This window comes from Streptomyces sp. NPDC101166, from assembly GCF_044768125.1.
GTDB lineage: Bacteria > Actinomycetota > Actinomycetes > Streptomycetales > Streptomycetaceae > Streptomyces.
This window is the reverse complement of the sequence record NZ_JBIWPF010000004.1, coordinates 415,362-439,552: the sequence shown is the minus strand read 5'-3', so window position 1 is coordinate 439,552 and position 24,191 is coordinate 415,362. Positions and strand designations below refer to the sequence as shown.

At 68.5% G+C, this 24,191-nt stretch carries 22 protein-coding genes and 3 pseudogenes; 11 read left to right on the top strand and 14 right to left on the bottom strand.

The window, feature by feature from the left end; translation table 11 throughout:
• Positions 1 to 25: 25 nt before the first annotated feature.
• The 3 genes from ACIRS4_RS10850 to ACIRS4_RS10840 form a co-directional block, all read right to left on the bottom strand.
• Positions 26 to 832 carry an SDR family oxidoreductase gene (locus ACIRS4_RS10850; protein ID WP_404193029.1) on the bottom strand — a complete coding sequence of 269 codons (807 nt, stop codon included), beginning with the start codon at positions 830 to 832 and terminating at the stop codon, positions 26 to 28.
• Between the two features lie 26 nt (positions 833 to 858).
• On the bottom strand, positions 859 to 1,698 hold the full coding sequence (locus ACIRS4_RS10845) for an SDR family oxidoreductase (protein ID WP_404193026.1): 840 nt from the start codon (positions 1,696 to 1,698) through the stop codon (positions 859 to 861).
• A gap of 130 nt (positions 1,699 to 1,828) precedes the next feature.
• Positions 1,829 to 3,037 (bottom strand): low temperature requirement protein A, encoded by a 1,209-nt coding sequence (locus ACIRS4_RS10840; RefSeq protein ID WP_404193120.1) that lies wholly within the window; start codon positions 3,035 to 3,037, stop codon positions 1,829 to 1,831.
• Positions 3,038 to 3,301: 264 nt separating this feature from the next.
• Between ACIRS4_RS10840 and ACIRS4_RS10835 the strand changes: the two genes are divergently transcribed.
• From ACIRS4_RS10835 to ACIRS4_RS10810, 6 genes are read left to right on the top strand one after another with little or no spacing between them, the layout of a single operon-like run.
• On the top strand, positions 3,302 to 4,345 hold the full coding sequence (locus tag ACIRS4_RS10835; RefSeq protein ID WP_404193117.1) for an NAD(P)-dependent alcohol dehydrogenase: 1,044 nt from the start codon (positions 3,302 to 3,304) through the stop codon (positions 4,343 to 4,345).
• A 39-nt stretch (positions 4,346 to 4,384) separates the two neighbouring features.
• Positions 4,385 to 4,852 (top strand): MFS transporter, encoded by a 468-nt coding sequence (locus ACIRS4_RS10830; RefSeq protein WP_404193023.1) that lies wholly within the window; start codon positions 4,385 to 4,387, stop codon positions 4,850 to 4,852.
• Between the two features lie 11 nt (positions 4,853 to 4,863).
• On the top strand, positions 4,864 to 5,748 hold the full coding sequence (locus ACIRS4_RS10825) for an aldo/keto reductase (protein ID WP_404193020.1): 885 nt from the start codon (positions 4,864 to 4,866) through the stop codon (positions 5,746 to 5,748).
• A 37-nt stretch (positions 5,749 to 5,785) separates the two neighbouring features.
• Positions 5,786 to 6,853, top strand: coding sequence for an NAD(P)-dependent alcohol dehydrogenase (locus tag ACIRS4_RS10820; protein ID WP_404193018.1), 1,068 nt, complete (start codon positions 5,786 to 5,788; stop codon positions 6,851 to 6,853).
• Positions 6,850 to 7,629 carry an SDR family oxidoreductase gene (locus tag ACIRS4_RS10815; protein WP_404193015.1) on the top strand — a complete coding sequence of 260 codons (780 nt, stop codon included), beginning with the start codon at positions 6,850 to 6,852 and terminating at the stop codon, positions 7,627 to 7,629. The genes ACIRS4_RS10820 and ACIRS4_RS10815 overlap by 4 nt, the downstream gene beginning before the upstream one ends.
• A gap of 24 nt (positions 7,630 to 7,653) precedes the next feature.
• Entirely contained in the window at positions 7,654 to 8,700 is a 1,047-nt protein-coding gene (locus ACIRS4_RS10810) for a zinc-binding dehydrogenase (protein ID WP_404193013.1), read from the top strand.
• A 70-nt stretch (positions 8,701 to 8,770) separates the two neighbouring features.
• Here the strand turns inward: ACIRS4_RS10810 and ACIRS4_RS10805 are convergent, their stop codons facing one another.
• Positions 8,771 to 9,151, bottom strand: coding sequence for a nuclear transport factor 2 family protein (locus ACIRS4_RS10805; protein WP_404193010.1), 381 nt, complete (start codon positions 9,149 to 9,151; stop codon positions 8,771 to 8,773).
• Between the two features lie 515 nt (positions 9,152 to 9,666).
• Here ACIRS4_RS10805 and ACIRS4_RS10800 point away from each other — a divergent pair.
• Positions 9,667 to 11,268, top strand: a complete 1,602-nt coding sequence (locus ACIRS4_RS10800; protein ID WP_404193007.1) for a Na+/H+ antiporter — start codon at positions 9,667 to 9,669, stop codon at positions 11,266 to 11,268.
• 148 nt (positions 11,269 to 11,416) lie between these two features.
• Here the strand turns inward: ACIRS4_RS10800 and ACIRS4_RS10795 are convergent, their stop codons facing one another.
• The gene (locus ACIRS4_RS10795) at positions 11,417 to 12,904 is read right to left on the bottom strand and encodes an MFS transporter (RefSeq protein WP_404193005.1); all 1,488 of its coding nucleotides are present in this window, start codon (positions 12,902 to 12,904) and stop codon (positions 11,417 to 11,419) included.
• A gap of 300 nt (positions 12,905 to 13,204) precedes the next feature.
• Between ACIRS4_RS10795 and ACIRS4_RS10790 the strand changes: the two genes are divergently transcribed.
• Both ACIRS4_RS10790 and ACIRS4_RS10785 read left to right on the top strand, forming a co-directional pair.
• On the top strand, positions 13,205 to 13,858 hold the full coding sequence (locus tag ACIRS4_RS10790) for a TetR/AcrR family transcriptional regulator (protein WP_404193002.1): 654 nt from the start codon (positions 13,205 to 13,207) through the stop codon (positions 13,856 to 13,858).
• Between the two features lie 53 nt (positions 13,859 to 13,911).
• Positions 13,912 to 14,775: pseudogene (locus ACIRS4_RS10785) on the top strand (ISAzo13 family transposase); the annotation flags it as partial.
• Positions 14,776 to 15,192: 417 nt separating this feature from the next.
• On the opposite strand, the gene ACIRS4_RS10780 reads toward ACIRS4_RS10785, so the two are convergent.
• The 7 genes from ACIRS4_RS10780 to ACIRS4_RS10750 all read right to left on the bottom strand — a co-directional run bounded on the left by ACIRS4_RS10780 (position 15,193) and on the right by ACIRS4_RS10750 (position 19,548).
• Positions 15,193 to 15,696, bottom strand: a complete 504-nt coding sequence (locus tag ACIRS4_RS10780; RefSeq protein ID WP_404193000.1) for a hypothetical protein — start codon at positions 15,694 to 15,696, stop codon at positions 15,193 to 15,195.
• A gap of 28 nt (positions 15,697 to 15,724) precedes the next feature.
• The gene (locus ACIRS4_RS10775; protein WP_404192997.1) at positions 15,725 to 16,084 is read right to left on the bottom strand and encodes a NucA/NucB deoxyribonuclease domain-containing protein; all 360 of its coding nucleotides are present in this window, start codon (positions 16,082 to 16,084) and stop codon (positions 15,725 to 15,727) included.
• A 55-nt stretch (positions 16,085 to 16,139) separates the two neighbouring features.
• On the bottom strand, positions 16,140 to 16,673 hold the full coding sequence (locus ACIRS4_RS10770) for a hypothetical protein (protein WP_404192994.1): 534 nt from the start codon (positions 16,671 to 16,673) through the stop codon (positions 16,140 to 16,142).
• Positions 16,674 to 17,212: 539 nt separating this feature from the next.
• Entirely contained in the window at positions 17,213 to 17,335 is a 123-nt protein-coding gene (locus ACIRS4_RS10765) for a hypothetical protein (protein WP_404193126.1), read from the bottom strand.
• A 28-nt stretch (positions 17,336 to 17,363) separates the two neighbouring features.
• A complete protein-coding gene (locus tag ACIRS4_RS10760) occupies positions 17,364 to 17,999 on the bottom strand; it encodes a hypothetical protein (protein WP_404192992.1) in 636 nt (211 codons plus the stop codon).
• Entirely contained in the window at positions 17,999 to 18,307 is a 309-nt protein-coding gene (locus ACIRS4_RS10755) for a DUF6112 family protein (RefSeq protein WP_404192989.1), read from the bottom strand. The genes ACIRS4_RS10760 and ACIRS4_RS10755 overlap by 1 nt, the downstream gene beginning before the upstream one ends.
• 95 nt (positions 18,308 to 18,402) lie before the next feature.
• Entirely contained in the window at positions 18,403 to 19,548 is a 1,146-nt protein-coding gene (locus ACIRS4_RS10750; RefSeq protein WP_404192987.1) for a C40 family peptidase, read from the bottom strand.
• A 565-nt stretch (positions 19,549 to 20,113) separates the two neighbouring features.
• On the opposite strand from ACIRS4_RS10750, the gene ACIRS4_RS10745 reads away from it, so the two are divergent.
• A complete protein-coding gene (locus ACIRS4_RS10745; protein WP_404192985.1) occupies positions 20,114 to 20,860 on the top strand; it encodes a DNA-methyltransferase in 747 nt (248 codons plus the stop codon).
• A 166-nt stretch (positions 20,861 to 21,026) separates the two neighbouring features.
• Here the strand turns inward: ACIRS4_RS10745 and ACIRS4_RS10740 are convergent, their stop codons facing one another.
• Both ACIRS4_RS10740 and ACIRS4_RS10735 read right to left on the bottom strand, forming a co-directional pair.
• Positions 21,027 to 21,962, bottom strand: coding sequence for a DUF5655 domain-containing protein (locus ACIRS4_RS10740; RefSeq protein WP_404192982.1), 936 nt, complete (start codon positions 21,960 to 21,962; stop codon positions 21,027 to 21,029).
• Positions 21,963 to 22,705: 743 nt separating this feature from the next.
• Positions 22,706 to 22,861: pseudogene (locus tag ACIRS4_RS10735) on the bottom strand (pirin family protein); the annotation flags it as partial.
• Here ACIRS4_RS10735 and ACIRS4_RS10730 point away from each other — a divergent pair.
• Positions 22,854 to 23,885, top strand: a pseudogene (locus tag ACIRS4_RS10730) (IS256 family transposase); the annotation flags it as partial. The pseudogenes ACIRS4_RS10735 and ACIRS4_RS10730 overlap by 8 nt on opposite strands.
• Positions 23,886 to 24,191 lie beyond the last annotated feature (306 nt).

Here is a 24,191-nt window from a genome sequence, read left to right as displayed (position 1 = left end):
CCGCCCGTTCCACCTGTGCCGTCGATCAGCTCTTTGCGGTGCTCGCCGACCCGGATGCCCTGACGGCCGCGAGGTCGTCGCGTACGCGTTGCGGCTCCCGTGCGAGCGGCATGTTGGCCTCGTCCCGGACCCCGTCCAGGGCACCGGGCGCGTCCTGGTCCAGGGCGGCGAACAACAGGCCCAGGTCGCCGGGTGCGAGGCCACGTTCCGCGACCAGCTCGAAGGTCTTGCCCGTCGCCTCCGGCGCGGTGAGAGCCTGGACCAGCACCTGGGCGATCTGGTCACGGGCGACAGCGCCGTCGGAGGGGGTACCGGAGCGCCGCGTGTCTCCCTGGAGGAAGACGAGCCGGTGCTCACCGGGGCTGTTCATGTCGAACCAGCCGGGCCGCACGATCGTGTAGGGCAGGCCGCTGGCCCGGACGAGGCGTTCGGAGCGGCGTTTCCAGTCGAGGAGATGGTCGTACACGCTGCTGCGGGAGGTGATGCCGATGGCCGTCATCAGCACGACGCGGGGCGTCAGCCCGTCCAGGGCGGCCAGGAGGTTGCGGACTCCGGCGTAGTCCACGTCCTCGGGCGAGGAGTGCGCGGAGCCGTCGGATCCGAGGGTCAGCACGACGGCGTCGGTGTCCGCGACAGCCGCGGGCAGCGTCTCGGGGCGCGTGACGTCACCGACTACGGTCTGCGCCTCGGCGGGGAGGCTGGATTCGGCCCTTGCCGCATCGCGTACCAGGGCGCGGGTGGTGTGGCCGCGCGCGATGGACTCGGCCACGACGAGGCGTCCGACGCTTCCGGTGGCGCCGACCACCAGCACGGTCATGGGTGTGTTCGCCATGGGTTACCTTCCCTTCTCAAGAGTTGTCAGGGGATCGTCAGTTCGCCCGTGTGCAGGGCCGCGGTCACTCCGCCGTCCATCAGCAGGTCGGCGCCCGTGATGAAACCGGCCTGACGGCCGAGGAGGAACGCCGCCGCGTCGGCGACCTCGTCAGGGGTTCCGAAGCGTCCGGCGGCCGACACCTTGCGGACCTGCTCGAACCACTCCCGGCGGGGCCCGGACAGCTCGTCCAGGGCGAGCGGCGTGATGATCACGCCAGGGCTGACAGCGTTGATACGGGCGCCTCGCCTGCCCCACGCGACGGCGGCGGTCTGCACCCGCAGCGAGTTGGCCCGCTTGGACAGGGCGTAGGCGTGGACGGTCGAGCCGACCTGGTCGGCCTGGAGGAAGGGCAGGTCGAGGAGGTTCGACGTCTCGGTGGTGGCCAGGGCGTGCTCGATCTCCCGTGAGTAGGGGCTCTCCCGGTGCCCTGCCATGCTGGCGATCACGATGCCGGCCCCACCCGGCGCGACGACGCGGGCGAAGGCGTCCAGAACCATCGCCGTGCCCACCAGGTCGACGTGCAGGATCCGCTCGATGCTCGCCTGGGTGGGCGAGACCCCGGCAGTGTGCACGACCTGGGTGACCGGGCCGAGGGCAGCGGCCGCGTCGGCCAATGCCTCGACCGCGTCGTGGTCGGAGATATCGGCGACCCGGGTCGTCACGTCGTACCCCTCACCCCTCAGCCGCTCGGCAGCGGCCTCGGCCGCCTTCTCGCTGTAGTCGGCGAGCAGCACCGTACGCCCGGCGCCGACACGCCGGGCGATGGCAAGCCCGATGCTGCCGGAACCGATGACGACGACCACTTCGTTCGCGTTCTTGCCCATGTCTTCAGCCCTTCTCTGAGCGATCGCGTCCAGCCTGCGAGAAGCGCGTGCGACGTGGCAGGCCGTGTCGTGCCGGGGAGTGACAGGGCCCCTCATGAGCGTCTCCGTAGCCGCTGCGCTGACGGGGCGGTCAGTCGCGCACCCTCTCGCGAAGTCCCGCAAACCTCCACGTCTCGACGCCGGCCAGCACCGCGAGGATGACGACGACGCCCGTCAGCGCGCCCAGGGCCGGCAGCGTGGCAGCCGCAGGAGCCCAGGCGAGCAGCGCGACGAGTGCCACCAGCCGGAACGGTCCCCACACGCGTACCGCGAGCCACCCGAACAGGAGGAGCCCCGCCACGTAGGCCGCCACACCACCGCACAGCACCCACGCGTAGAACGCACCCAGCCCGTGCCCGCTGCCCGCATGCCCGACGACCCCCTCGATACCGAGCGCGGTGAGCACGATGCCCGCCACCATCGGGAAGTGCGCGAGGCCGTAGGCACTGGACGCCAGCGCCAGCCGGATCTCGCCGCCCGCCTCGTGCAGCCTGTCGCGCACGATATGGGTGACCAGGTCGAAGTACAGCCACCACAGCCCCACAGCGGCACCCACGCCCAGCAAGGCCGCGGCCAGCAGCGACACACTGACCGGCAGCTTGGCCGCACCCACACCCAGGGCCGTGAGCGACTCGCCGATCGCGATGATCACGAACAACTGGTACCGCTCGGCGAAGTACTCGGCACTGTGGATACGCCAGCTGCCCCGCCGGGACGTCGCGTACACCACGCCCCAGTCCACCACGATCGCCGCCGCGAACAGCGCGGTCTGCACGCCGCCGCCGACCGCCACGCCCACCAGCAGCAAGGCTGCCCCGGCAAGCACCGGCAGCCAGGAGATCGCGACCTGTCGGCGCAGTTCCCGGTCGCCGCCGGCGAGCAGTCTGTAGACGACGAGGTGCACGCAGCGCACGAAGAGGTAGGCGACTGCCAGCACCAGTGGTCCGTCCAGGCCGCCCGGCGCGTCGTGCCAGGTTTCGGGCAAGGCCAGGGCCACCACGAAGATCCCGGCCATGGCCAGTGCCATGCCCGCCCGTACGATCCCGAGGTCGGCCCGGGCCTGGTTGCCGAGCCACGCGTAGGCCGACCACGACCACCACAGCAGCGCCAGCAGCAGCACACTCTGCAGCACGCCCGCGCCGCTATGCGCGTGAGCCATGTACCCGGTGACCTGGGTGAGCGCGAAGACGTACACCAGGTCGAAGAACAGCTCGAAGGTGGTAACGCGGTGACCTGACGTAGTCGCCTGCACGGCCGTGGCCAGCGGCCTCCCGTACTCCTGTGCCTTTGCAGGTTCCATCACGGTCCGCACTTCTCCTTCGCCGGGGCCGCCCCACTTCGGCGCTCACCATTCCCGAGCTGTCCGTCGCGCCGCGCTCGGCGCGCACTTCGCACCAGTGGAACGCCTCCGGTCGGGCTGGTGGGAGGCCCTGTCACACCCCCGAACAGCCCTCCCCCGAACAAGCCGCCCTGGTTGCGGCCGAACCCATCCAGCAGGCTCGAAGAGCAGGTGACGACGATGCGTCGCGCCTCGCGTCGCAAGATCCGCACCACTGGAGAAGCCATGCTCACCGTCAACGCCTACGGCGCCACGTCCGTCACCGAGCCCCTCGTCCCGATGACCATCGACCGCCGGGAGGTCGGCCCGCACGACGTTCTCATCAAGATCGCCTACTGCGGGATCTGCCACTCCGACATCCACTTCGCCCGCGGCGAGTTCGGCGACATCCCCACCCCGCTCGTCCCCGGCCACGAGATCGTCGGGACCGTCACCCAGGTCGGCTCCGAGGTGACCAAGCACGCCGTCGGCGACCGCGTCGGCGTGGGCTGCATGGCCGACTCGTGCCGCGAGTGCGCCAACTGCCTCAAGGGCGAAGAGCAGTACTGTCTGAAGGGCCACAGCCTCGTCTTCGGCAGCGTCGGCCGGGACGGGCAGATCACCCAGGGCGGGTACTCCACCCACGTGGTGGTGACCGAGGACTTCGTACTGCGGATTCCCGACGGCCTCCCCCTCGACACGACCGCGCCGCTGCTGTGCGCGGGCATCACGACGTACTCACCGCTGCACCACTGGGGTGCTGGCCCCGGCAAGAAGGTCGCGGTCGTCGGTCTCGGGGGCCTGGGCCACCTCGCCGTCAAGATCGCCAAGGCGATGGGTGCCGAGGTCACCGTCCTGTCGCAGTCGCTCAAGAAGCAGGACGACGGTCTGCGCCTCGGCGCCGACCACTACTACGCCACCAGCGACCTGGCGACCTTCGAGAACCTCGCCGGGAGCTTCGACATCATCCTCAACACCATCAGCGCGAAGATCGACGTCGACGCCTTCCTGTCACTGCTGGCCCTCGACGGCGCCCTGATCAACCTCGGTGCCCCCAGCGAGCCGCTGCCGGTGAACGTGCCCTCCCTGTTCGCCAACCGGCGCTCTTACGCCGGATCGCTCTTCGGCGGCATCCGCGAGACCCAGGAGATGCTCGACTTCTGCGCCGAGCACGGCATCGGTGCCGACATCGAGCTCATCCCGGCCGAGAAGATCAACGAGGCGTTCGGCCGCGTCCTCACCTCCGACGTGCGCTACCGGTTCGTCGTCGACACCTCCACCCTCGCCTGAGGCCAGCGGCGTCACACTGCTCCGCCGAGGTTCCCGCCGATGACACTGGTCAACTTCGTCTTCGCGGTCCGCGTACCCCGGCTGCTGGAGAGGTTCGGCAGGCCCCGTGTCCTGGCCGCGGGGGTCGTGCTGACGACCGTGGGCATGGCCTGGCTGAGCCGCCTGGACCTGCACACCCCGTACCTGACCGAAGTGGCCCTGCCGATGGTGATCATCGGTGCCGGCCAGGGCCTGGCGCTGGCGCCGATGACCTCCAGCGGCATCGACGGCGTGGCCCCTGAGGAAGCAGGGGCCGGCTCGGGCCTGGTCAACACCGTGCACCAGATCGGCAGCGCACTGGCCCTGAGCATTCTGACGGCCGTGGCCGCCACCGTTTCAACCGGCCACACGGCCGCCGACATCGCGGCCCGCTCCCGCACCGCGCTGACGGGCTCCGCCGTCCTGCTCGCGCTGGCCGTCGCCGCCGTCCTCACCCTGATCGTGCCCGCACGGGCCATCCGCAAGTAAAGGACTACGTGATGCAGACCCTCACCCTCAACAACGGTGTCGAGATGCCCGCTCTCGGACTCGGTGTCTTCCAGACCCCGCCCGACGAAACCATCACCGCGGTGAAGGCCGCACTCGACCTTGGCTACCGGCACATCGACACCGCGGCCGCCTACGGCAACGAGCGCGAGGTCGGCCAAGCTCTGCGGGAATCCGGCGTCCCGCGCGAGGAGATCTTCGTCGAGACCAAGATCTGGATCAGCGACTACGGCTACGACGAGACCCTGCACGGCTTCGACAAGAGCGCCGCCAAGCTCGGCGTCGACCAGATCGACCTGCTGATCCTGCACCAGGCCCTGCCGTCCGAGTTCGACCGGACCCTCGACGCCTACCGTGCGCTGGAGAAGCTCCTGGCCGACGGCAAGGTCCGCGCGATCGGTGTCAGCAACTTCATGGTCGAGCACCTGACCGCCCTGCTCGATGCGACGTCCGTCGCGCCGGCGGTCAACCAGCTGGAGATCCACCCCTACTTCCAGCAGCGCTCCGTTCTCGACTTCGACGGCGCCCACGGCATCGTCAACCAGGCGTGGTCCCCCATCGGAGGGATCACCTTCTACCCGGGTTACGGCGAGGACCGCCGAAGCGTCCTTCAGGACCCGGCCGTCACTGCCATCGCCGAGACACACGGCAAGAGCCCCGCCCAGGTGCTGCTGCGCTGGGGCATCCAGCAGGGCCGCTCGGTCATCCCCAAGTCCACAAAGCGGCACCGTATCGCCGAGAACATCGACGTCTTCGACTTCGACCTCACGGCAGACGAGCTGGACGCGCTGGACGCGCTGGAAACCGGCCGACGCGGCGGTCCCGAGCCGGAGAACGTCACTCTCGCCGCCTACGGCCGCGCCATCCCCGAAGCCTGAACTTCACACCCCGTACGACCTGCGAAAAGGAACCACCGTGACCCCCACCGTCCACGCCTTCGGCGCGCACGAGGCCGGCCAGCCGCTCGCCCCCGTCACCCTCGAACGCCGCGACGTCGGCCCCCACGACGTCAGGCTCGACATCCTGTACTGCGGGATCTGCCACTCCGACATGAACTTCGTCGACGGCTCCTTCGGCCCGCTCCCCATCAGCCCACTCGTCCCTGGCCACGAGATCGTCGGCCGCGTCACCGAGACCGGTACTGACGTCACCCGTCACCGGGTCGGCGACCTGGTCGGCATCGGCTGCATGGTCAACTCCTGCCGCGAGTGCGAGAACTGCCGGGCCGGGCAGGAGCAGTACTGCCTTCAGGGTCACACCCTGGTCTTCGGTAGCCCCGACCCCGCCGAGCCGGGCGCCCACACCCAGGGCGGCTACTCCGAGGCGATCGTCGCGCCCGAAGACTTCGTGGTCCGCGTACCCGAAACCCTCGACCCCGCCGCCGCCGCGCCGCTGCTGTGCGCGGGGATCACGGTCTACGCGCCGCTCAAGCGGTTCGGCACCGGTCCTGGCACCAAGGTCGCGGTCGTCGGCCTCGGCGGCCTGGGCCACCTCGGCGTGAAGATGGCCAAGGCCATGGGCGCCGACGTCACGGTTCTCTCGCAGTCCGAGCGTAAGCGGGACGCAGCCACCGCGCTGGGCGCCGACCACTACGCCGTGACCGGCGACGGCAGCGCCTTCACCGAGCTGGCCAATACCTTCGACATCATCCTCAACACCGTCAGCGCGTCCATCAACCTGGCGGACTACCTCAACCTGCTGCGTCTGCACGGCACCATGATCAGCGTCGGCGTCACCACGCAGCCCATGCCGCTGGACGTCTTCCCCCTGCTGCAGAACGGCCGCTCCTACGCCGGCTCCCTGTTCGGCGGCATCGCCGAGACACAGGAGATGCTCGACTTCGCCGCCGAGCACAAGGTCACCGCCGACATCGAGCTGATCGGCGCACAGGACATCAATACCGCCTACGAGCGGATCAACGCCTCCGACGTCCGCTACCGGTTCGTGATCGACGGCTCGACCTTCAAGGGGCTGACGGCGTGACACAGCCAGCTCCTTCGGACGTGAACCGCGTCCTGATCATCGGCGGGACGGGCAGCATAGGCCGCCTCGTCGCCGCCCGCCTGCTCGAGCTGGGCCGCCGGCCGCGCGTGCTCACCCGCAATCCCGACCGCGCCCGACGGACCCTGCCCGATGGCGTCGTGGTGGTGGCAGGCGAACTGGCCGACCCGACGGCCGTGCGCGCCGCCGTCGCCGACATAGACGCCGTCGTCATGACCCACGGCGCGCCCTACGGGTCCGGCGACTACGCCGCAGTCGACTACGGCGCCGTACCCGCGGTACTCGACGCGCTCGACGGACATCGCGTGCCCGTGGTGCTGCTGAGTTCGATCGGCGTCACGGCGACCGGCGGGCAGTCGCGGGAGCTACTGGACTGGAAGCGACGCGGTGAACGGCTTCTGCGGATCAGCGGACTGCCGTACACGATTGTCCGGCCCGGCTGGTTCGACGCCGGCAGTGCCTCCCACCAGCATGTGGACCTGCGACAGGGAGACCTGACCGAGTGCGGGCCCGTCCGCCGCGATCACGTCGCCGAGACGATCGTCCAGGCCCTGCTGATCCCGGCCGCCCAGGGCAGGACCGTGGAAGTCTTCTCGGCCGACGGCCCGGCCATCACCGACTGGCCGGGCGCGTTCCTCGCAGCCGAACCCGACCGGCCGGGCGACCTCGACGGCGCCCGCGACCGGCCCGGCCCACGTCCGGAGGAAGAACCCGAGCGCGTCCGCGCCGATCTGCAGCGCCACGCCCACACCGCCTGACACCCCACATCTGAGGAGACAGTCATGAAGGCAGCCATCTTCCGAGGCGAGAAGCACATCGAGCTCGGCGAGCGCCCCGACCCCACCATTCAGAAGGCGACCGACGCCGTCGTCCGCGTCGTGCGCGGCTGCGTCTGCGGCTCCGACCTCTGGTACTACCGCGGCATCAACCCCCACAAGGTGGGCAGCATCGGCCACGAGTACGTCGGCGTCGTCGAAGCAGTCGGCGAGAACGTGAAGAACCTGGCCGTCGGCGACTTCGTCATCGCCCCCTTCACCTACAACGACGGCACCTGCCCCGCCTGCCAGGCCGGGTTCGAATCCAACTGCGAGCGCGGAGGAGCCTTCGGCGACGGCGAGAGCGACGGCGGCCAGGGCGAAAAGGTCCGCGCCCCCTACGCTGACACAACCCTCGTGAAAGTCCCCGCACCGGCCGTCGGATTCACCGACGCCCAACTCGCCTCCTTCACCGCCCTCTCCGACGTCATGTGCACCGGCTACCACGCCGCCGTCAGCGCAGGCGTGAAGCAGGGCGACACCGTCGCCGTCGTCGGTGACGGCGCAGTCGGCCTCTCCGCCGTGCTGGCCGCCAAGCTCCTCGGCGCCAGCCGGATCATCGCACTGAGCCGCCACGCCGACCGGCAGGCCGTCGCAAAGGAGTTCGGCGCCACCGACATCGTCGCCGAGCGCGGCGACGACGCGGTCACGGCCGTCCTCAGTCTCACCGCCGGCGCCGGCGTCGACGCCGCACTCGAATGCGTCGGCACCGACCAGTCCATCGAGACCGCCGCCGGCGTCGTCCGCGCCGGCGGCATGATCGGTGCCGTCGGCGTCCCGCTCTACGAAAAGTTCGAGTACCAGACCCTCTTCTGGAAGAACGTCGGCATCAAGGGAGGCGTCGCCCCCGCCCGCCACTACATCCCCGAACTGCTGCAGCACGTCCTGGATGGAACGATCAACCCCGGACTCGTCTTCAACTACTCCACCGACCTCGACCACGTCGCCGACGCCTATGCCGCCATGGACGAGCGCCTCGCGATCAAGTCACTCCTCACGGTCAGCCAGCCGTGAATCCGGTCCCCTGCACCAGTTCGGTCCAGGAGAAGACCAGGTCAGGCACCCGCGAGACCGGCGGTCCAGGTCACCAGGTGGTGGCGACGGTCCGCTGCGCGACCCACACGTCGCCGTGACGGGCGTAGTCGGTGGCCAGACGTAGGCGCCAGTTGGCGCGGGTGCCGTACACGGTGGCATCGGTCAGGGTCCGGGCCATCAAGCGGGCTGTGCCGTCGTCGATGTCGAACGTGGTGTCCTTCTCCTCGATGGAGTGGTAGACGAACTGCCCCTGACGCATCTGCGCCAGCCACTCCGCCTTCGGCTGCACATATCCGGTCATGTGGGTGAGGGTGAAGTCCTCCGCGAGCAGGCCGTCGAGAGTTGTGGTGTCCCCCTTGGCCATGGCGTCCAGATAGGCGCGGTGGGCCTCCCTCAGGCCCGTAGGGGCCGTTGCATCGGGGGTGGGCATGTGACTCCTCGGTGGGCTGTGAAGCGGGATCCGCCGTGCCGGCGGGGGCCTGTGCCGGCACGGCAGATCCAGCGTGGCATACCGTCGTCACGCAAGCGGTGCGGCTCGTTCCGAGAGGCATGTCCACCCCGTCGTGGACCGCATCGGGCTCGTCCTGGCCCAGTGCCGCGAGCAGCGGTCCCGGATCAGCGGGCACGGAGCCCTGATCGGGGGGCGCCGTCCGGCTGCTGTCGGCTCCGTCAGCGTGGCCACCCCTACCCGCGCGATCTGGGTGCGGGCGATTGCTCCGCCGGCCGGGCCCCGGAGCGGAGCCTGTCACTCGACAGCCCGTAGCTCGCCCCTCTCCCTGCGAGTGCCACTACGGCCGCCCCGCAGCGCGCGGCGCCGACGAGGAGCGTGCCGGACCACATGTGAGCATGACGCTCCGGAGTACAACAAAGGGGCGCGCTACGGGCACGTCGGCTGTCTGTATCCGTTCACACAGCTCACCCGCCCCATCCCTAGGAGGAAGATTCATGGCCGCGCTCGAGTTCATCGTGATCCTCGGGTGCGCCCTGCTCGTCGGCGGGGCCCTCGCCCATCGCCTCCGGGTGGCCACGCCCGTCCTGCAACTGGCCGCCGGCGTAGCACTCGGCTTCGTGCCTGCCCTACGCGAGACAGAACTGCCGCCGGACGTGCTACTGCTCGTCTTCCTACCGGTGCTCCTGTACTGGGAGAGCGTGACAACCTCACTGCGCGCGATCCGTCGGGACCTGCGCGGCATCGTGCTGACCGGCACACTGCTGGTCGCCGTCACCGCCTGGGCCGTGGCCGCGCTCGCCCACACGCTCGGTCTGCCATGGGGGCCGGCCTGGGTGCTCGGCGCCGCCGTGGCGCCGACGGACGCCACCGCCGTCGGCGTCGCATCCAGACTGCTGCCCCAACGCAACGTCACCCTGCTGCGCGCCGAATCCCTCATCAACGACGGCACCGCACTGGTCATCTACAGCCTCGCGGTCGGCGTCACCGTCGGCTCCGAACACCTCAGCGCGGCCCACGTGAGCGGTCTGGTGGCGCTGTCCTACGGCGGCGGCCTCGCGGCCGGAGCACTGGTGGCCTGGCTCGGCATCCAACTGCGGCGCCGGGTGCGCCAACTCGGCGACACGCTGCTGGACAACCTGACGATCATCCTGATCCCGTTCAGCGCCTACCTGGTGGCCGAGCAGGTCAAGGCATCAGGCGTGCTCGCGGTCGTGGTGTGCGGACTCATCATGAGTCAGGCCGGGCCGAGCCTGGGCCGGGCCGCGGCCCGGCGGCAGACAGAAGCCTTCTGGTCGCTGGCGATGTATCTCCTGAACGGCGCCCTGTTCGTTCTGGTCGGGCTCGAAGCGCAAGCGGCGGTCCGCGCCCTGTCCGGTACCGCCCTCACCGAGGCGGTCGTGATGGTGGTGGCGGTGGCGTGTGCGCTGGTCGTCGTCCGCTTCCTGTTCCTGTTCGTCTCGGTGTACACCATCAGGGCGGTGGACCGTCGTCCGCAGCAGCGGGAGCGCAGGATGGGGCACCGGGCTCGGGTGGTCAGCGCTCTGGCCGGTTTCCGCGGAGCCGTCTCTCTGGCTCTGGCCCTGTCGGTGCCCTACACGCTCGACTCCGGCACGCCTTTCCCCGACCGCGACACGATCGTCTTCGTCACCGCCGGTGTTGTCGTCGCCACCCTCGTTGTGCAGGGCCTGGTGCTTCCTGCTGTGGCCCGCTGGGCACGGCTGCCCCGGGACACGGACTCTGAGCAGGAGCTTGCCCTCGCCCGGACCGCTGCCTCCCGAGCTGCGTTGGACGCACTCCATGCGACGGCGGCCGACCTCGGTACCGACGCCGAGATCGCCGAGAAGCTTCGAACCGAGTACGAAACGCACCTGAGCACGATGCGCGCTGCCAGCGCCGCGAGCGCCCCGGAGTCGGAACCGCTGTTGCGGCGCCGGCAGCAGGAGACCTCTCTCCGGCTGGCGTTGCTGGAGCACAAACGTTCTGCCGTCATCGCCCTGCGTGATGGTCACCGCATCGACGACGCTGTTCTGCTGCGGGTCCAGGAACAACTGGACGCGGAGGAGGTACGCCTCGCGCAGGTCCGTCAGGACCAGTGACCGGGCGCGCGGAGGGCGTCGGCACCTGGAGCCATCTCTGGTTGTCCTCTGTGGCCGGTGGGGAAGGATTCAGGAAAAGGCACGACGCCGTTGAGGTGGAGCTGTCGCGTACCGGTGGCCGGGCAGCGATCCTGCCCGGCTCCAGGGATCACGTGCGCTGGTCTCCAGTGCCGGCGGGCACGGCCTCGTGGGCGCCGTGAGCCGCATGCCCTGCGGCCATCGGCCGCTGACGGGGGATGAGGGAGGCGACCGCCAAGGCCAGCAGAGCGGCTCCGGCCCCGATGGCCATCACGGTGCGGAACCCGTTCTGCGAGGCGACTTCGGCCGGACCCAAGCTGATAGTCATCTGGGACAGCACCACGCTGGCGAGGGCGCTGGACACAGTGGTGCCGATGGCCCGCATGAGGGTGTTGAGGCTGTTGGCGGCGGCGGTTTCGGAAACTGGGACGGCACCCATGACCAGTGCGGGCATCGCGCCGTAGGCGAGGCCGACACCGGCGCCGATGACACAGGAGACCAGCACGAGCTGCCAGATCTGTGCCATCAGGAAGATGTTGAGCACATAGCCGGTGGCGACCGTGACCGCGCCTAGCATCAGGGTCGCCTTCGGCCCCCGGGCCCGGGAGATCCGGGCCGAGAAGGGGGCCATGGCCATCATGACCAGTCCCTGCGGGGCGAGCACGAGTCCGGAGACGAGCAGCGACTGGCCGAGCCCGTAGCCGGTGGCTTCGGGCAGCTGCAGCAGCTGCGGCAGTACCAGGGACATCGCGAACATGGAGAAGCCGAACGACATCGACGCCAGGTTGGTGAACAGCACCTGCTTACGGGCGGCGACCCGCAGATCCACCAGGGCGTGCGAGGTACGCAGCTGGTAGACGCCCCAGACGAACAGAATCACGACACCGGCGGCGAACAGGCCCAGGGTCGTGCCAGTGGTCCAGCCCCAGGCCGCCCCTTTGGAGATGGCGAGCAGCAGGCAGACGAGCGCGGCGGAGAGACCGAGGGCTCCGACAAGGTCGAAGCGGCCCCCGGTGCGTACGCGCGACTCCGGAACCAAGGAGACGCAGAGGATCGTGGCGAGCGCGCCCGCGACGGTGGAGACCCAGAAGAGCACGTGCCAGTCGAAGTGGTCGGCGATCAGTGCGGCGGCGGGCAGGCCGAGGGCGCCGCCGACACCGAGCGAGGCGCTCATCACGGCGGTCGCTGAGGCCAGCTTTTCGGTCGGCAGTTCGTCGCGCATGATGCTGATGCCGAGCGGGATCACACCAGCGGACAGCCCCTGCAGCGCCCGTCCGATGATCATCGGTAGGAGAGAGTCGGCGAGACCGCACACCACCGATCCGGCGGTCAGCAGTACCAGGCTGATCAGCAGCATGCGGCGTTTGCCGTACATGTCGCCGAGACGGCCGACAACGGGGGTGGCGACCGCGGACGCTAGCAGGGTGGCGGTGACCGCCCACGCGGCGTCGGAGGGTGAGGCGTCGAGGAGCTCGGGCAGCTGCGGTACCAGCGGGATGACAAGGGTCTGCATGAGCGCGACCACGATCCCCGCGAAAGCGAGCACGGCCACGACGGCCTTGGCAGGTGAAGCCGCGACCTTCCCGTCGTGGGCGGGCTGAGTGGGGGCGTCGGACATGGGCAGGGAGCCTCCGTCTGGACAAGAGGGACGATAGAAGACAGACTTTTAATTCAAGCGCTTGATTTAAAAGTAGGGACCGTGTGCACCTCCGGTCAAGCCAGCCCTGCAAGGGAGGCACGGATAGCCGATCCGCGACAACAAGTCCCCCGCCCCGCTGCCGCACCCCGAGAGCCGAGGACACAGGCCCGACGCTCGGTAGGCTGGCTGACTCGGCCCCGCCACTATCAAGAACGAGCGGGCCGCGGGTGACAAAACGGGCTGGCCACGCGACGCCAGCGTCTCGGAGCGGTGAGGGCAGTGGCCGGTAGAAGTGTGCGCGAGGAAAAGGTCGAGGCGACCAAGGAGGCCATCCTCACGGCGGCGGAACGCCTCTTCGCCGAGTACGGCGTCTACAACGTTTCCAACCGCCAGATCAGCAACGCCGCCGGCCAGGGCAACACCACTGCGGTCAACTACCACTTCGGCAACAAGACCGACCTGGTCCGAGCAATCTCCCGGCGCCACACTGAGCAGATCGAGCTGATCCGCGACCGGTTCGTCGCCGAAACTCGGGGCTCCACCGCGCTGCGGGACTGGGTGGCGTGCATGGTCCGCCCCGTCACCGAACACCTGGACAGCCTAGGCAGCCCCACCTGGTACGCCCGGTTCAACGCCCAAGTGACCGCCGACCCTGCCCTTTATGAGGCCATCGCGACCGAACCCGCCACCGCCCCCTCGCTCCTCACCCTCCTCGACGGCCTCAACGCCTGCCTGCCCGACCTTCCACCCACGGTCCAGGCCGCCCGCGGGATCATGGCCCGACACCTCATCGTCCAGACGTGCGTCGAACGGGAGCGCGCCCTCGCCGGTGGGGAGTCGTGCCCACCCTCCGTGTGGACGGACACGGCAAACCTGCTCATTGATGCGCTCACCGGCCTATGGAACGCACCGGTGAGCGGCTCGGTCAGTTAGGGCGTGCAGATCTTTAACTCGTGGCTTTCCGCTGGGTGGTTCGTTGGTCTGGCATGAGCGGGTTGGAAGGGCAACGGGCCGTGCTGGCAGCCAAGTTCAGGGCGATTCTGCCGCACCTTGACGAGCGGCAGCGTCGCCTGTTGATAGGGGCGGAAGCCCAGTCTCTCGGGCACGGTGGCATCAGGGCGGTCGCCCGTGCTGCCGGTGTCCGTGAAGCCACTGTGTCTGTCGGAATGCGGGAACTCGACTCCGGCCAGGCCCCGTTGGGACGCGCGCGCCGGCCCGGAGGCGGCCGCAAACGCGTCGTCGACCTGAACCCAGCCGTTCGGGAGGCACTCCTCGCACTGGTCGAGCCCGACGTCCGTGGAGATCCCATGTCGCCGCTGCGCTGGACCACCAAATCCACCCGTAAGCTCGCCGAGCAGCTGACCCGCCAGGGCTACAGGATCTCCGCGGACACGGTGGGCGACCTCCTGCGCGAGGCGGGCTTCAGTCTGCAGAGCAACGCCAAGATCCTGGAAGGCAAGCAACACCCGGACCGGGACGCACAGTTCCACTACCTCAACGAGCAGGCCCGCGACCACCAGGACGGCGGGGCTCCGGTGATCAGTGTGGACACGAAGAAGAAGGAACTGGTCGGCCCCTTCAAGAACAACGGCCGTGAATGGGAGCCCAGAGGCGAGCCGGTGCGGGTCGATACCCACGACTTCCCCGACCGCGAACTGGGCCGGGCGGTGCCCTACGGCATCTACGACGTCGCCGCGAACACCGGCTGGGTCAACGTGGGCACCGACCACGACACTGCCGCGTTCGCCGTCGAATCCATCCGCCGCTGGTGGAACGGCGCCGGACGGGCCGCCTATCCAACGGCCGGACGGCTGCTGATCACCGCCGACGCGGGCGGCTCCAACGGGTACGGGCCGTGGCGGACGTGCTATGAGCGGGATCGCCCACTGGGATGCGGACGGCACCTGGGTGAAGCTGTGGGAGCACGTCCAGGTCCGTGATGGACATGCTGAAGTGGACGGTTTCGGTGGCCTCCACGATCCATCGCGTCCATCAACATGCGGCCGTCGCCCGCAAAAACGGAAGGTGGAGGGAACCAACGGGCAGCCGTCGCCACCGAGCCCCGATCTCTCGCTGCCGGACACGCAGCCGTGTGGTCAGGAACCGCAGGGAGCGGCTGGTCCGAGAGATCGACGACGGGTGGACAAGCACGCGAAGCTCCTGGCGGACACGGGTGATCTTGGTCAGGACCCGCCTACCAGGAGCTTCGTCGTTCCGTACAGCTGGCGGCCTCAAAACCTCACCGCCGCAGTCAGGTTGGAAAGGGCTCAGTCTGCGCGCACTGACGCTCCATAACTGTCGGTCTGGCGGAGCACGGTTACCTCGTGAATGGAGGACGGCCACGACTGGATGAGGTACCACTCAGTGACTTCGTCAGGGGCAAGATCGACTGCGGTATCCCGTCCACGTGCATGAATGCGCAGCCTGTATTCGCCCGGCCCGTCGAAGGACAGGGCTGGGTGTTCTTCCTCCAGGTCGTCCATCATGCCTCGGACCGAGAGTTCACCGGACACGGAAGATGCTGAGATCTCCACGATCTCCTGCCACTCGCCGTTGTCGGGTGCTGGCTCAGTCTGGTGAAGAGCTACGGTGACGTCGACGTCGCCGGTGTGGATCCCGGTCATGACGACGATGACGCCGTCCGTGACCCGGACGAGCCCGTTGTGCACGCGCTCCAGTTCAGGGCCGGCCGGCCCATCCTCATCGCTGATGTCGAACTGGTGGTACTGAACCGGGACAAGCCCCCTGGCCTGCTCGTCCTTCTCGGTCATCTCGCCCTTCTCTGCCACACCGAGTGCCCTACTTGATCCACACTAGAAACTTGTCCTTCTCGATGATGCGGTTATACAGGTAGAAGCGGCCCAGAGCTCGGCCGCCGTCCTCGTTCTGCGCCCCGTCGATCATCCGCCGACTGAAGCTGCCACCGCCGGTTTTGGCGCCCTGCCAGGTAGAGGCGAAGGGGTATTCGTCGCACTGCAGGCCCCTGCGCGGCAATCTTCCAGGACAGGCCGCGCCGCGGTTCTGGTTGATCTTCTTGCTGTCCGTAAGCCGCGTGAGGTAGCACGTGGTGCCGTGCTTCCCCGGCAGGTTCTGGAGGTTCTGCGCGTCCTCTATGTGCTGGGCGAGCTCCGGATACTCACCAGCCTTCGCGTAGACCATCTCCGGTATGTACGGCATCACACAGCCGGCCTTCGAGGTGCCGGGCAGGGCGTTGTCACACCGCACGGGAGGAGTCGGCAGAAAGATCTCGTTGCTGGGAGTCGCCCCCCGCTTTGGTAAACAGCCAGGACGCTGAAGCCTGCCCCTCGCCGAACTGGCCTTTGGGCGAGGTCTTGATCGTGGTCTGCAGGAAGAACTGCCCGACGGCGTCCTTGCTCTGGCTCATCGGTTGGGCGGGGAAGGTGCTCTGGGTGACCTTGCACTTGCCCGTGCACTTCACCTTGCCGGAGGAGCTGAAGCCCTTGGCCGTTCCCCAGCTGCTGACCTCCATCAGTTCTACCTGGTAGGCCCAGTTTGGTACATCTCTCCCGCTGTATGCATCGGCGCGTATCAGATAGTTCATCCCGCCTGTTGTTGCGCGGGTACGAACGTCGATGACCTTGAGGTTGGCGGAGAAGACACCGCACGCCTTGAACCGGTTGACGTACCAGCCGCTGTTGGTGCCGTTCTCACCGCACCACGTTGGGGTAGGCCAGGCGGAAACCGCGGGGCGCAGCGGGGAAACCGGCGTGCTGCTGTTCCAAGTCACGCATGTGACAGCGTCTTCACTCCCGTTGCTTGCCGCGGCCTCCACTTGCGCCCCACACACGATGTCGGGGTCCTGTGCGCCCGGTCTCGGGTCAGGATTTTCAATGTGGGGGTCTCGACCACCCTCGTCTCCTTGGGCGTCGCTGGGAAGCGACGGCATGTCGGGTGCCTCTGGCACTGGTTGATAGAGCTCGTCATCCAGTTCCGTCGAGGACTCATCCATGTCCTCCGGATCAGGAATGCCCTCTGTCGTCTCCGCCGTTGTCCGCGCAGGAATCCCCGATGCGGCCTCAGAGGCGTGAGCTGCGCTGAGGAAGCTACCCAGTAAGGCCAAGGAGGCCGCCCCGGCGGCAGTAGCATTTTCGATCTCAAGTTGTTCCCCCTGGTTGGTCAGGTCCCTGAGAACACACCCAGTCACCGAGATCCGTTAAGTCGAGATGATCGAATCACGTCAGCCTTACGGATTACTCGATAAAGAGACGATCATTTCCGGTCATTCTCGCCTGGCATCATGGCCATCGCGGCCGTCGTACACACCGCCTACGACCCCAAGACCTCCGCGATCCACGCACCGAGGCCGTCGGTGACGGTTCCGGCGGGGTTGGTGGCGAAGTCGACGGCGCCGCACACCTTGTCCATCAGCGGGAAGTCGCAGACTCCCATGGTCGAACCTCCTTTCTCGAACGGGGGATCAGGGCGCGACGGAAGGCAAGACGCCGACCAGAGCACAGGGACGGCCGGGCCGGCACCGGACCGCGAGGGTGGTGGAACGGCTCTCCGCACCGCCGGCGGGTGAGCCCTTCCAGACGATCGACTGCTTGCCGGAGACGGTGACGGCGTAGACGTACGCCTGGGTGATCGCTCCAGGATCGGCCTGCAGGGCCTGGGTGAACGCGTGCGGGAAGTGCCCCTCGTTCACCCTGGCAGTGGCGAACTGACCGTTGGCCGCCATCTCCTGCCACAGCACGGCCGAGGGGACGGCCTTGTCGACCGAGGCCGGGTCGGCGTACTGCGCCTCCGCTGTCAGCCATCCATGCAGAGCCTTGCGCAACTCGCTCTGCGAGTACGCGCGGGTGTCGTAGGACCACAGCGCTGCTGCGGCTGCCCTCCCGTACGCGATCGGGTCGCGTGTCTTCGGCGCGATCAGGAGAGCGCGGGGACGGATGTACGGCTTGGAGGCAGGGTTTTCGGGGACGCTCCTGCCGTCGCGGGCGAGGTAGGCGGCCAGGCCGGCGAGGGCGACGAGCGCCGCCAGGACTGCGGTGCCGAGCAGCGCCCGGCGGCGCACCCGAGAGGAGCTGCCGGGGTGGGCGGCGTGCGCAACCATCAGCGGACCTGCGTCCCGAGCGTGCTGAAGAAGGCGACCACGCCGTTGGCCGCGCCCAGCAGAAGGGCCGCGCCGGCGCTGACCAGCACGCCCTTCTTGCCGTTGGCCTCCGCCTGATGACCGCCGGAGTGGTGGCCCCATGCCCACACGCCGGCGCTGACGGCGAGGGCACCGACCGCGGCGATGAGTGCGAAGAGGTTGATCGAGCCCATCACCTGCTTGAGGACGTTCAGGCCCGGCAGCCCGCCCTCGTTCGGCTTGATCCCGGGATCGTAGGCGAGCTGGATGACCTGGTCGGCGAGATACATATTCGAACTCCAGTTTGATTAAGTGCACGTCGTAGCCCGCTGGGGGGCGATGCGGCGGTGCGAGGAAGGGTGGAGGGGGAGAGGGGGAGCCCCGGTCAGGCGACTCGGCGGGCCGCGAGAATGCCTGGCTTCCACGACGCGAGGGTCGCGATGCGGATCACAGCACCGGTGTGCGGGGCGTGGACGATCAGGCCCTGCCCGATGAACATGCCGACGTGCTCGGGCGCGTCGGCCGACCCCTCGGTGAAGAGGAGGTCACCCGGCTGAAGGGCGTCGGCCGATACCGTCTTGCCGTCTTTGACCTGGGTGTACGTGGTCCGCGTCAGGGTGATTCCGGCTGCCCTGTACGCCTGCTGCATCAGGGAGGAGCAGTCGCACCGGCCCAATGGGTCCCTGCCATGAGAGTCATTGCAGTTCCCGCCCCACTGGTACGGCGTGCCGAGCTGGCCGAGAGCCCACCGGATCGCCGTCTGGATCTTTCGCGGAGCGTCGGCGGGGATCTTGTACTCGGCCGGCAGGGCGACGGGCGGGATTGCGCCGAAGCCGCTCCCGTCCCCGCCCGCCGAACAGCCGCCCGCCATACCGGGCGAAGTGCTGCCGGTGCTCGCCGAGCCGGACAGCGCAAGACTCGGCGCCGGGGCACCGGCCGTCGGCAGCACGGGCTCGATGGCCTTCTGCAGGGCGGTGGCCAACGGCTCCCATTTGGCGTACGCCTCGGGGAAGCCCGACCGCTGCACCGCCTGGGCGGCCTCAGTGATCGACACGGACTGCCAGCCTGAGACCTTCTCCAGCTTCTCGTAGAACGTGGTCGAGGCATGCACAGGGTCGAGGATCTGGTTCGCCGTGCCCCAGCCCTGCGAAGGCCGCTGCTGAAAGAGACCCAGCGAGTCGCGGTCGCCGTAGGTCAGGTTCCGCAGGCCGCTCTCCTGCAGTGCGGTCGCCAGAGCAACGACCTGCCCCCGGGACGGGATGTTCATCGCTACGCCGGTGGCCTGGATCGCCTTGGCGTTGGGCACCTGCTCGGCTGGGTCGTCCAGGCCCCGCACGGAAACCGAGCTCGGGGCACTGCCGTCCAGAATGGCCTTCACCTGGGCGGCGACGGCGGCGGTATCCACGCCCTGGGCATCGGCGGTCGAGCAGGAAGCCGAGGCGGTCGCGGCACCGAAGGCGAGAACCGGAACGGCCAGCAGCAGCGGACCGGAGGCACAAAGCCCGAGTACGGCTGCGGTGGTCTTCTTCATCGCCGCCGCCATCCACTGAGGCGGCGGTGCCGGCCAGGCGGGTCGGGACGCGGACGTGTCAGGGCAGGCTGCACCGCAGCGGCTCCTCGGTGTTCGTAGAAGGCGCGGTGCCGACTTCCCGTGCAAAGCCGTCGGCACCGCGCCGAACTTCATTCGCCTCTCGGGCGGGCCCGGGGCAGAGAGTTGGCACTCCAGGACGCCGGTCTCTTCTCAGGCGCGGCAGTCAGCCGCGCTCGTAATCTCAGGCAGTACAAAGGGGCCCCTGACGGCGGACGGAAGAGTGTGGACTTCGTGCCTCCCGCACCGCTCGCAGGACGAGGTGACACGGATAAGCGCAGGTCAGCTGCGGCGAAGCGAGGCTCCGGCCCGGTGACACGGCGAGACAGTAGACCGGCATCCCGGCCGCACCAAACGGCTCCTGCACCGGGCTCACAGCACGTCCCACCTCGTTAGGCGCGGCCGGAGACCGCCGCTAACCTCCGGCACAACCGCGCCCCGGGCGACTGCCGTTGAGCACTGCCTGGAGCGGGCCCACACCCGCCATGCCCTGAAGGGGGCCCTTCCCATGAGCTACACGCTGCACAGGGGCGACGCCCTGACCGTGCTGAAGTCCCTCCCGGACGAGAGCGTCAACGCTGTGATCACCGACCCGCCGTACAACTCAGGGGGACGGACCAGTTCGGACCGCACCGGCCGCACTGCGCGAGCCAAGTACATCACCAGCAACTCAGCTCACGACCTCGCCGACTTCCCCGGAGAGAACCGCGACCAGCGCTCCTACCGCTCCTGGCTCACCGAATTGCTCACAGAGGCCTACCGGGCCTCGACCGAGCACGCGGTCGCCGTCGTCTTCTCCGACTGGCGTCAGGAGCCGACCACGTCCGACGCCCTGCAGATGGCCGGGTGGACCTGGAGCGGCACGATCCCCTGGATCAAGCCCGCCAGCCGGCCCCGCAAGGGCGGCTTCAAGCAGTCCGCCGAGTTCATCACCTGGGGCGTCAAGGGCAGCCTCGCCAAGGACCGTGATCTCTACCTCCCTGGCCACTTCACCGCCTCCCAGCCGCGTAAGGACCGGGTTCACATCACCCAGAAGCCCGTCGACATCATGCAGCAGCTCGTACAGATCTGTCCCGAAGACGGCGTCGTCCTCGACCCGTTCACCGGCAGCGGCTCCACGGGCGTCGCCGCCCTGCGCGAGGGGCGCCGCTTCGTCGGCATCGAACTGTCCTCGCACTACGCCGACGTGGCCGAACAGCGACTCCGCGCCGAGCTGACGAAGGACGACTTCGCCCTGGCCGGACCGGAAGCATGATCATGAGATCGAAGCGGCCTCCGCGAATTCGGGGTCGGTGTGGTCGGTGAAGAACTGCCAGGGCGTGCCGGCCGCCCAGCGGAGAGCCCGGGGCCAGCGGGCCGCAGACGCCGAAAGGCGGCTGGCGCATCGAGAAACCGATGCGTCAGCCGCCTTTCTCGTTGCGTCAGGCTGCCTCGAATGCCCTCCGGATCAGCGGCGTTGCCTTCTCCAGGTCAGCCGCCGAGACAAGGCGCACTTCCAGGTCCCCGGTCCCCAGGTGCCCGATGCCGCGCATGTCCCTCGTGAAGCCCTCCTCCAGGGCGACCCTGTCCGGATCGAGTCTGAGATACACCAAGATCGCCTCGCGTTTCGGACGGAAGAGCACCGACGCCACGTTCACCAGCCGCCGGTAGGCGATGTAGTGCCGCAGCGGTGCCACCTCGACCTCGCCCCACGCCGTCAGCGCGTCGTCCAGCTCCGCGTACAGATCCCGCAGGCAATCCGGGACGAGGCCGGTGCCCGCAGGCGGGGGAGCCGCCAGTGCTGCCGACGCGCTCTCGACCGCTGCGTCCCGCTCCCGACCCCGCCGGGACGAAGTGGCGTTCGGCGGGACGGGAGAGGAATCCACGAGCAGCAGGCTCAGCAACCCGCCCTCGAAGACGCGGTAGCGCACCAGGTCGATCCGCTCGGGCAGCCGCTTCACGGCCACACGGTCGTGGTGCGAGAAGCCGGCCGCGATGCAGACCATCCGCGGGCGGCGCCAGTCGATGGACTCTGCGGCCTCAGGGCCCAACACTCTCCGGACGAGCGCCTCGAACTCATGATGCGCCGAGTCCAGCCAGGACAGGTATGAGATCGCCTGGGACAGCACCCCGCTGTCGGCGCCCTTCTTGAACTCGATCACGACCGGGCAGCCGTTCTCGTCCAGTCCGAGTGTGTCGATCCGCCCCCGGTGCCACGGACCGGTCGGGTACTCCGACGCGACGAACCGGATGCCGAGCATCTGCTCCAGGCCAGCCTCGACCCGCCGCTGCAGCTCGACCTCCAGGGCCACCGTCGAGCCGGACAGCTCGACGTCTTGCCCGTCCGCTTCTCGCCGGAACAACATCAGCTCGGCCACGAGCGCCCCCTCCCACGATCACTACAAGAGATGCAATCGAAAGCAACTTACGGGTATTCCGCTGCTGGCCGAGAGCGTGGCTGGGCAGGTCGAGAGTGTGCCCGGAGGAGGCATTCGCGGCCCCGAGAGGTGGGGGTGAACAGGTTGACCGGTCTCCGGAACGGGCCGTGAAAGCCGAGTCCTCCACGCTGGTTGGGCCGTGTTCCCTTCAGGCCCCTGAACCGGAACGAGGCGGCCACGTCGCGCTGACTGCCGATCTGGGTGGGATGTGGTGGCCGGGTCGGGTGTGGACGTTGTGCACGGTGTCGGCATCCGCCGGCTGGGACGGAATTGGTAGGTGTTGCGCAGTGGCAGAACGCAAGGAAGCGTCACGCGTTGACTTTGTGGGGGTCCCATAACCGGAGGCGTGAGGTCAGCATGGTTCCGAAGAGGGTGGGGTTCCGCACTCACTCAGGGAAGGGAGTCCTGCCGGCGGCTCGCGGATCGAGTTGGAGAACGCGGTGGTGAGAGGGGTGCGGGAGTGCGAGCAGAGCTCCCTGCAGATACCTGACTGCATGTCGGTAAAGTCAGCAAAAGGGTCAGCATCAGTCCGACCAAAGCTGACTACGGCTGGCGAAACCTGCACCTTGAGGTGGGGTGGAACGAGGGGCGCGAAGGGGATTTACTCGCGTGATCTGAGTGAATCGGTCGAGGTGTGCTCCCCTTCGCCCCGCAAGGTCTGCGCCGAGCAGGAAACTGGCAGCTCAGCGCACTCGACCCCGTGGTTTCAGCGGCACCGGAGGCAGCTCCGGGGTAGGCAAAGGATCCCCGTCGTAACCCTTCACGACTCCAAAACGCGACCCGCTCATCCAGTCCTCCCGGGCCTGTTTGATATCGTTCTGGCTGCGCCCGACGAAGTTCCGGACAGTCGAACTCGCCGTCCCCAAGCTGAGGCAGGGCAGTTACTTCCCGCACTGGCTTCTCGAACGCAGGCGGCGGGCCGAGCAGGCCCTCATCTCGGTGGTGGCCACCGCCTACCTGCTGGGCGTCAGCACGCGCAGGGTCGAGAAGCTCGCCGAGTCCCTGGGCGTCACCCAGCTGTCGAAGTTTCAGGTCAGCGCGATGGCCAAGCACCTGGACGAGCAGGTCGCAGCCTTCCGCAACCGGCCCCTGGACACGGGGCCGTATGCCTTCGTCTGGGTCGACGCACTGACCCAGAAGGTCCGCGAGGGCGGCCGCATCATCAACGTCCACGCCCTGATCGCGGTCGGCGTCAACGCCGACGGCCGCCGGGAGATCCTCGGCATCGACGTCGCCACGGCCGAGGACGGCGCCGGCTGGCTCGCCTTCCTGCGTTCGCTGACCACCCGCGGCCTGTCCGGCGTCCAGCTGGTCGTCTCCGACGCTCACACCGGCCTGGTGAACGCGATCGGCGCGGTCCTGCCGGGCGCGTCCTGGCAGCGATGCCGCACCCATTACACCCGAAATCTGCTGAGCCAGGTCCCCAAGTCTGCTCAGCCGTGGGTGGCCACCTTGCTCCGGGCTGTCTTCGAACAGCCCGACACCGACGCCGTCCGGGCTCAGATGCGGCACGTTCTGGACGCGCTGGAGGCCAAGTTCCCCAAGGCGGCAGCCCACTTGGACGCCGCCCAGCACGACCTGCTGGCCTTCACCGCGTTCCCACGTGAGATCTGGCGGCAGATCTGGTCGAACAATCCGCAGGAGCGGCTGAACAAGGAGATCCGGCGCCGCACCGACGTGGTCGGCATCTTCCCCGACCGCACCGCCGTGATCCGCCTGGTCGGCGCGGTCCTGGCCGAGCAGAACGACGAGTGGACCGAGGCCCGGCGTTACATGGGCCGCGAACTCCTCGCAAAAGCCCGTTTCCACCCGATCGAGTCAGAAACCGACGAGACCGTCCTGCCCACCGAACTCACCGCATAGCCTCAAATACGAGATCACCGAGTGGCCGTCGATACACCACTCCAGCGGACGTGGCCCTTGTCGACGAATCGAACGACTGAGCCCATCCGGCCCGGCGGAACGCGCTCAGAGGGCCAGCTACGCATCAGCGGCCGCGCAGCCGCCGGTAGCGCAGCGTACGGCGTGAGTTGCTGAGCATTGATGGCGATTCCTGAAAACGACCAGGGACACTCCCACTCTGTCCGGTTCTCAACGGACTGGGGAAGGTCGCGGCTGTGGCAGATATTTCGTGACGGCGGGGGACTCACCAGGTCAGACCCTGTGACA